This window comes from Flavobacterium sp., from assembly GCF_044368625.1.
GTDB lineage: Bacteria > Bacteroidota > Bacteroidia > Flavobacteriales > Flavobacteriaceae > Flavobacterium.
Map to the genome: position 1 here is coordinate 1 of NZ_JBIPPD010000163.1, position 7596 is coordinate 7596.

Annotated in this window: 6 protein-coding genes and 1 pseudogene; 2 read left to right on the forward strand and 5 right to left on the reverse strand. The window is 29.6% G+C overall.

The features are described from left to right. From ACIQ2X_RS11750 to ACIQ2X_RS11765, 4 genes and pseudogenes are all read right to left on the reverse strand, one after another. A partial coding sequence (locus ACIQ2X_RS11750; protein ID WP_396179108.1) for an FIST N-terminal domain-containing protein occupies positions 1-442 on the reverse strand: 442 nt, incomplete at its 3' end. Between the two features lie 5 nt (positions 443-447). Continuing rightward, positions 448-2754, reverse strand: coding sequence for a PAS domain S-box protein (locus tag ACIQ2X_RS11755; protein WP_396179109.1), 2307 nt, complete (start codon positions 2752-2754; stop codon positions 448-450). 3 nt (positions 2755-2757) lie between these two features. Next, positions 2758-3289 (reverse strand): annotated as a pseudogene (locus ACIQ2X_RS11760) (heme NO-binding domain-containing protein). 10 nt (positions 3290-3299) lie between these two features. Next, complete coding sequence (locus tag ACIQ2X_RS11765) at positions 3300-3713, reverse strand: response regulator (RefSeq protein WP_396179110.1); 414 nt, start codon at positions 3711-3713, stop codon at positions 3300-3302. Between the two features lie 75 nt (positions 3714-3788). On the opposite strand from ACIQ2X_RS11765, the gene ACIQ2X_RS11770 reads away from it, so the two are divergent. Further along, positions 3789-4052 carry a hypothetical protein gene (locus ACIQ2X_RS11770; protein WP_396179111.1) on the forward strand — a complete coding sequence of 88 codons (264 nt, stop codon included), beginning with the start codon at positions 3789-3791 and terminating at the stop codon, positions 4050-4052. Between the two features lie 94 nt (positions 4053-4146). Here ACIQ2X_RS11770 and ACIQ2X_RS11775 read toward each other — a convergent pair whose 3' ends face one another. Further along, positions 4147-6216, reverse strand: a complete 2070-nt coding sequence (locus ACIQ2X_RS11775; protein ID WP_396179112.1) for a tetratricopeptide repeat protein — start codon at positions 6214-6216, stop codon at positions 4147-4149. Positions 6217-6677: 461 nt separating this feature from the next. Here ACIQ2X_RS11775 and ACIQ2X_RS11780 point away from each other — a divergent pair. After that, positions 6678-7596: sugar isomerase (locus ACIQ2X_RS11780; protein ID WP_396179113.1), on the forward strand; the 919-nt coding region annotated here is incomplete at its 3' end.

Sequence of the window (7596 nt, forward strand, 5' to 3'; positions counted from 1 at the left end):
AGCCTGCGCCGCCACCAACATAAGTAAAAGTATAGCCCAAATTTTGGTATAAGGATTCTATAAATACTGTTTTATTACTGCTAAAACAATCTACATAAACCCAAGTGGTATTGGCATTTGGTTGAATAGTATCGCAAATATGCTCAATTTGATTGCCAATTTCGGCTTCATCATCAAGTTTTACAATATAATTATCGACTTTATAATCTAAAGTAATAATTAAAACTCCTTCTTGCTGTCTTTTGTTTTCGAAAATAATTTCAGGAAAAATTCCACCAAAAAAGGGTAATTGAAGTGAATTTAGGTCATCAATTAAACTTGCCACAGCTGAACGACTTTTGTCGGTAACACAAACCATTAGCGATTGAATCGATACATCATTTTGAATTGATTGCATTGCGTTTTTTAAATCTAATGGACTATTTAAATAAAAAGAACTCATTTTAATTATATTTTTTTGGGTAGTTTTACGTAAAAAGTTGTTCCAATAGTTAGTTGACTCTCAATCCAAATTTTACCTTTATAGTTATCTATAATTCTTTTAACTATTGATAAACCAATTCCGGTAGATTTTTCATTTTTGGTAAAAGATTGAAATACTCTAAATATTTTTTCTTGATTTTCTAATGCAATTCCCGGACCATTATCTTTTATTGAAAAAATAAAATGCTCTTTTTCTTCTGTAAAATCTACTTCAACCAATCCATTTGGTTTCTCAATGTAAATCACCGCATTGCCAATTAAATTTTGAAATAACTGTTGAATTCTGTATTTATCGGCAATGATTGTGGGTAGTGGATTATTGATTTTCACCTGAATATTATCTGGAATATGGATGATATTGATGATGTTCATTATCACATCATTTACATCTATTTCTTCGGTAGAAAGATCTAAAGTATCCATTTTAGAATAAGTTAAAATTCCATGAATCAGGTGATCCATCTTTTCGACTTTGTCTTCTATAAGTTTTAAATATTCTATAGATTGTTCGCTAAACTCATCTAAATTATCCTCTTTAATCCAAGAAATTAAGGAGTGAATGCTTCGCAATGGTGATTTTAAATCGTGCGAAACAATTTGAGCATACTCGTTTAGTTGTTCGTTTTGTTTTTCGAGTCGCAACAGCAATTGCTCTTTTTGAAATTCCAATGATTTTTGTTGTGTAATATCGAGGTGAACCCCAATAGAACCAACAATCTCTCCATTTACATTGTAATTGGGTGCGCCACTAATCATCCAAAATTTTGTTTGACCGTCTTTGGTTTTTGCGGTAACTTCATAAGAATCGGAAATGCCAGAAATTCGCATTTCATTTTTAGTTTGAATCACATTTTTGTCGCTCAAATTAAACAACAAATTTGAAGCTTTTGTACCAATTAAGTCAAGTAAAGAATAACCACACATGTCACAAAAAGATTGGTTAGCCAAAAGTATAATGTCATCATTATCAACTTCTAGCAATCCCATATTCATGTTGGCAATTATATTACTGTATTTTTCTTTTTCAGCTTTTAAACTTTCATAGTAATTTTTTTCTAGACTAATATCTTCCTCTATTGCAAAATACTTTAGTAATTCGCCGTTCTTATCTTTTAATGGTTGACCTTGAATGCGTACCCAATACTTGTGTTTGGATTTTGAGTAATTTAATATTTCACAATTAAATGATTCACCGGCTTCAATTTGACTTCTTAAATACTTAATTGTTTCTGGGTTTGATTCTTCACCTTGTAAAACGGAACCTGGTGATTTACCAATAACCTCAGCTAATTTATAACCTGTAATTTTTTCGAAACTATTATTTACCCATTCAATTTTACCATATTTATCGCAAATAATTACCGCATTGATGTTAACGTCAGCAATTGAAGATAAAATTTGTAATCGCTCTTCTTTTATTTTTTCTTTTGACACATCATCAATCATGGCAAAATACTGAACAGTAGTACCATTTGCATCTTTAATAGGTTGACCTTTTGTACGAGACCAAAACGTTTTTCCAGACTTAGTTTTATGTAAAATTTCAACATCAAATGGTTCGTTTTTTCCAAAAGCGGCAACCATTTTTTTTATTTCATCAATACTTGATTCTGGTAATCTTCCAATTTCTACAGGTGTTTTGCCATAAATTTCTTCTTTTGAATAACCAGTTAAATTTACATAAGCATCGTTGCACCAATATATTGTTCCGTCTGGTTTTGTAAAAACTACGCCATTATTATTAGCACTTGCAACTACAGATAGTTTATTAAGCTCTTCTTTATCTTTTTTAAGAAGTTTTCGTTGGTTGTTCAAGGTTTGAAGTAATTCTTTTAGTTCTTCGTTATGTATTTCTTGATTTTTTAATACATGTAATAAATCTAATAACGGATCATGAAATGCAAAATCATGAAGTGTAAGTTTTTTATCAACAATATCTTCAATAGAACTAAACCATGGTGTACCTACAAAAAGATAAATATTATTAAGCAAATTTATTTGACCTCTTAAAGAAATAGAAGTATCAATTTTTGGATTGAAAATCACTAATTGATTGAAAGTTTGATTAATATTTTGAATATTTAACTCATCAAAATGAGGTCTTTGAAATTCAAATAAATCAACAAAACTGCTACCTATAAATTCTTTAGGCAGCAGTTTTGCTAATGATTTCCCTAAACATTTTATTTTTAATTCTTCATCAATTAAAATGTAAAAGGGAAAAATTGAATTGAATTCGTCTACATTAAAATTGAATTGAGAATTGCTCATTTTTTACCAGCTTACTTTAAAAATTTCGTGTGAATCTCCATCGTCGCGAGTTTGCACTAGTTCAATTTCTACAGGAGTATTAAACATTTTCCCTAATCCTTGAATTAAACCACGCACAAAATCCTGCAATCCTTCTCTTTTAGAAAAGTAATGTAAGTTAAGACTTTTTTCTGAAACTTCACTAACTTTAAATTCTGGTGGTGTAAGTTTTGGGTAAATTAGCATCACTCGGTTGTGAAACAGCGGTAAATTTACTAAAAATTCTTTTAAAGTTGAACCTCCAGATTCCATTAATCCAGCATATTTTTCTTTTGTAGTTTTCATTACCCACCATTCACCAAAAGCAATTAATACATCACTTACACTCATTTTCATTTCTTCATAAACTCTTTTAGCTAATGGACGTGTTTGTTCATCATTTACTGATAAAGAAATCTTCTTCTATACCACTTGGTTCTCTGATGTCTTCCCATTTTTGTTCTCCAAAATTTGTAATTACTAAATCCTGAATAGCTTTGTTAACAATTCCGTACATAATGTATTTTTTATTGCGAAATTAGTTCGTTTATACTCCAATAATCAAGTAGCTTTTTAATTCGCTCCATGTAATCGTCGTATTTTAAGGGCTTGAGCAGGTAACCTGCTATTCCTACTTTGTAACACTCTAACAAATCTTTATGATTACTAGAAGTTGTTAACATTATAGATGGAATAAATTTTAAAATTTCATCGTTTTTAAGAATCCTTAAAAAATCCAAACCATTAAGTTTAGGCATGTTTAAGTCCAGCAAAATAATATCCGGGATAACCTCTTTAATTCTAAGAATTTCAAGCGCTTCTTCACCATTATTAGCTTCTATAATTTTGTGATTTAGATTAAGAGTTTTGACAACTCTATTGAACTTCATCACTTCTATTGCATCGTCTTCAATTAAAAGAATATTTAGGGCTTTTGACATAATCATAATGTATTAAATAATATATAAATGTAATTTGTGTTTCATTTAAATTATTTTTTTTTCGACAGTATCATATTGAGTACAGATGAACTGCAGGAAAGTATCGACGAATGGTTTAAAAAGGTTCGATCCAATTTTAGTAAATTGTATTTTTTTAATTTTAACAATAAAGTTTCAAAGCATTTTTGGAGTTGGATTTTAGTAGCTGTTTCTATTACAAACACCCTAAATGACTATTCCGATAAAAGTGAACACCCAGAGTTAATCCAGACGGTAATCCAATACATTAACTTTAAACAATTACAAATTAAAGTAGATAATAACAAAAAGGACGAATAAACTAAATACCAAAATATTTTAAAAAAATTGCTAAATCAAAAAAAAAAAGAACTTCATTTCAGAAAGTTTACATTTTATTTCATTCAAACGCAGCTTATTTATTTGGTTGCAAATTAAATACTGGTTTGCTCAAAAACAACCATTTTAAACGAAATCCAAATTCGGTATACGTAAATCCAGAAACAGCAGCCGAAGCAATGTTACTTTTCAATCCGTAAACGTTAGCTAACAATCGATCAGAGAATTTATAACCCAAGTTGGCCTGAATCCTATAGGTTGATTGTTTGTCTAATTTTTCGATGAACTGAAATCCTGTAGCTAAATTTACATTATAAAAAAGCGACTTATTTTCAGTTATTTTCTCGTCTTTCAATAATTCCACAAAAACTTCGTACGCGTTAAACCGACTCGGACTAAAATAAACCGTTGGTACTTGGTCTTTAAACGAAATGAATTGGTAATTGAATCCACCTTTTAAAACCGGTTTCGATAAAAAGCTGTAATAAAGAGAGGTAAATAATAAATTACGAGTATTATTATCTGATTGCGTTGTATAAAAATATTGCGTAAACCAACCCAATTTAAAGTTCGAACCAATATTATAATTAAAATAGTAGTTATCAGCCGAAATTTGTTTGTCAATCAAATCGGTATTAAAATTTTGCAAGTCGCGTTTGTATCCAATTTCTAAATCTTGCAATTTCATTGGTTTTATTTTAAAAAAAGAATTCAATAACAAGGAGGTATAACTTACCGTAAATGAGTTTGCTGCAGTAATTCCGCCGTCAACATTGAAACTAATTTTAGGATGAAATTTATAAGAAGCTCCGACCAAAAAATCGTTAGCATTTGCACTGATATTGGTAACAGAGTTGTCTGTTCTTCTGTATTGATAAGTGGAATTCAAAGACCATTTCGTAGAAACCGGAAACGTTATTAATGTTCTCGATGTAATTGCCGTGTTGTTGCCATTATCAAATGAGTAACTTATTTTTTCTTCAACAGAAGGCGTATGTTCTTCGTTTAATTTCTTCAAAAAATTCGTAGCGTCGTTTTGGTTTTTGAAAATTTCTAACGTTTGATAAACGGCTTTGTAAGCGTTGTCAATTTCTCCTGAAGCATTATATGCATTGGCAATACCAAGATTCCCATCGAACGATTTTGAATCGTTTACCAAAATATTTTCGTAAAACTTTATACTGTCTTTAAAATCACTTTTATAAATAGCCAATGTTGCTGATAATGCTAATAACCAATTTTCATTTGCATAAAGTTGGTTTAATTCTGTAATTTTTGTTGCTGCTAATTTGTATTTTTTATTCCAAATAAGTGCTTGAACATAGCGTTCGTGTGTTTGTTTGATTAAATTTTCATCTTTGGTTTCGCTAATTTTAGCCATTGCTTTTTCAGAAATTTCGAGCGCTTTGCTTTCTTTTCCAGCGATATGTTCTACTAAAGACAATCCGTTAAGTGCCAAAATCGGATCAGAAGCAGACAATAAATTATAGGTTTCTCTTCCTTTCACACTATTTTTAGTTATCAAATACAAATTGGCTTTATTCAATAACGTTTCTTTATCATTTGGAAAATCTGAAAGGATTTCGTTATAAAAAACCTCGGCATCAGTATATTTTTTCGCCGAAACCAGTTCGTTTGCATAACCCAGTTTTATGTATTTTCTAGAAACCAAAGCACCTCCATTTCCTGGAGATAGTTCTAAAGCTTTATTTACATTAGACAATGCATCTTTAAATTCTTTTAAATTGGATAACGTATTTGCAAAACCAAGATGTGCTACAAAGTTGGTTGGATTGTCGGCAACTAACGTCGTATAGTAGATTTTAGCATCATCAAACTTTTTATTCCATAATAAGGATTCAGCATAATTTAATTTTATTTCTAAATCATCTGGATAATCACTTTTTAATGTAGTGAATAATGTTAAAGCTTTCTCAGGTTGTTTGTTCAACCCAACTGCACGAGCATAACAAAGACGTGCCGTTTTGTTTTGAGGATAGTCCTTTAATATAGTAGTAAAGAAAACTTCGGCTTTATCAAACTCCCCTTTTTCAAGATTAGAGAAACCTTCAGTCATATTTTGGGCTTGACCTATAAAACTATAAGTAAAAAGGAAAAGCAGTGTTATTTTTTTTAATAAAGTCATTCGTTGATTGTGTAATTATTAATGCATGCAAGTTAGATATAAACCTTTGATATTTCGTCTAAAGGAACCATCCGTTCGTCGAATAAAAAAGTCCACTCATTGATTTTTAAAAGATGTTTGTACTTGGAAATATAAAATAACAAAAAAAATGTCAATTCAAATCAAATACAAATGAGGAGTTTATAAAATTAATGAATCTTTAAATTCTCAAATGGATTAATCCTTAAAAACCCATTTTGAAGCTGAAATTGAAATAGCCTCAAAAAAATACATTTATTTAAAAATAATTTATAAATTCACGTTTATTTAACAAAATATATGGCTTCATTGTTTAAAAAAAATGTTTTAACAAAAAAATCTTTTTTTATCATTGAAGTGGCAAATAAAGGAGACAATCAATTATCAGTATTAAATTTAAATAGAATTTTACGTTAAAATTTATATTTTTAGAAAACAATTTTATGAAAACAATTCTCGATAGGTTTCATTCTCTTTACAAGCAAATCAGCCCCGAACAGTATTTTATGCTGACGATGTTAGTTGTAAACGCAGGAAATTATGTTTATAATTTATTGCTTGGAAGAATTTTAGGCCCTGCGGCATTTGCAGATGCGGCGATTTTAATCACATTACTATTGGTGCTTTCGTTTCTGGGAATGACATTTCAGATTGTGACTTCAAAGTATGTGGTATTATTTGAAAATGATAAGCGGGCCGTTTTTATTAAATTAATAACAAAAATTGCGTTGTTCTTTGGAATATTGATTGGGATTTTTATAATGATTTTCAATAAAAAATTACAATTGGTCTTTAATACGGAAACATCACAAATATTTTTGATTTTTGGATTTGGAATTCCGTTGTATTTTTTGATTAGCATAAATAGGGGTTTATACCAAGGAAATAATGAGCTACACAATATGGCAATTACCTATAAAACAGAAATGTTTAGCCGATTAGTGATAACTATTTTAATGGTGCTTTTTTTTACTAGCATTCCAACATCAATTGCTGTGGCTTTAGGAATTTTAATTTCATTTGTTTTCGGATTAATCCCTTTTCAAAAAAACATTCTTTATAACCCAAAAAACCTCCAACACGAATTTATAGAAACCAAAAGTATCTTTACTTTTTTTGCCTTGACTGCATTTTATGAATTAACTCAAATAATAATCAATAACAGTGATATTTTATTGGTGAAACATTATTTTGATAACCATCAGGCAGGACTTTATTCCTCATTGGCATTGATTGGTAGAGTGGTTTACTTTGTTGCTTGGATGTTTGTAATGTTATTATTGCCCAAAGTTATCCAACTCAAAAAAGAAGGAAAAAACACCCAACCTATATTAATGAAATATGTATTTTATATTGCTTTAT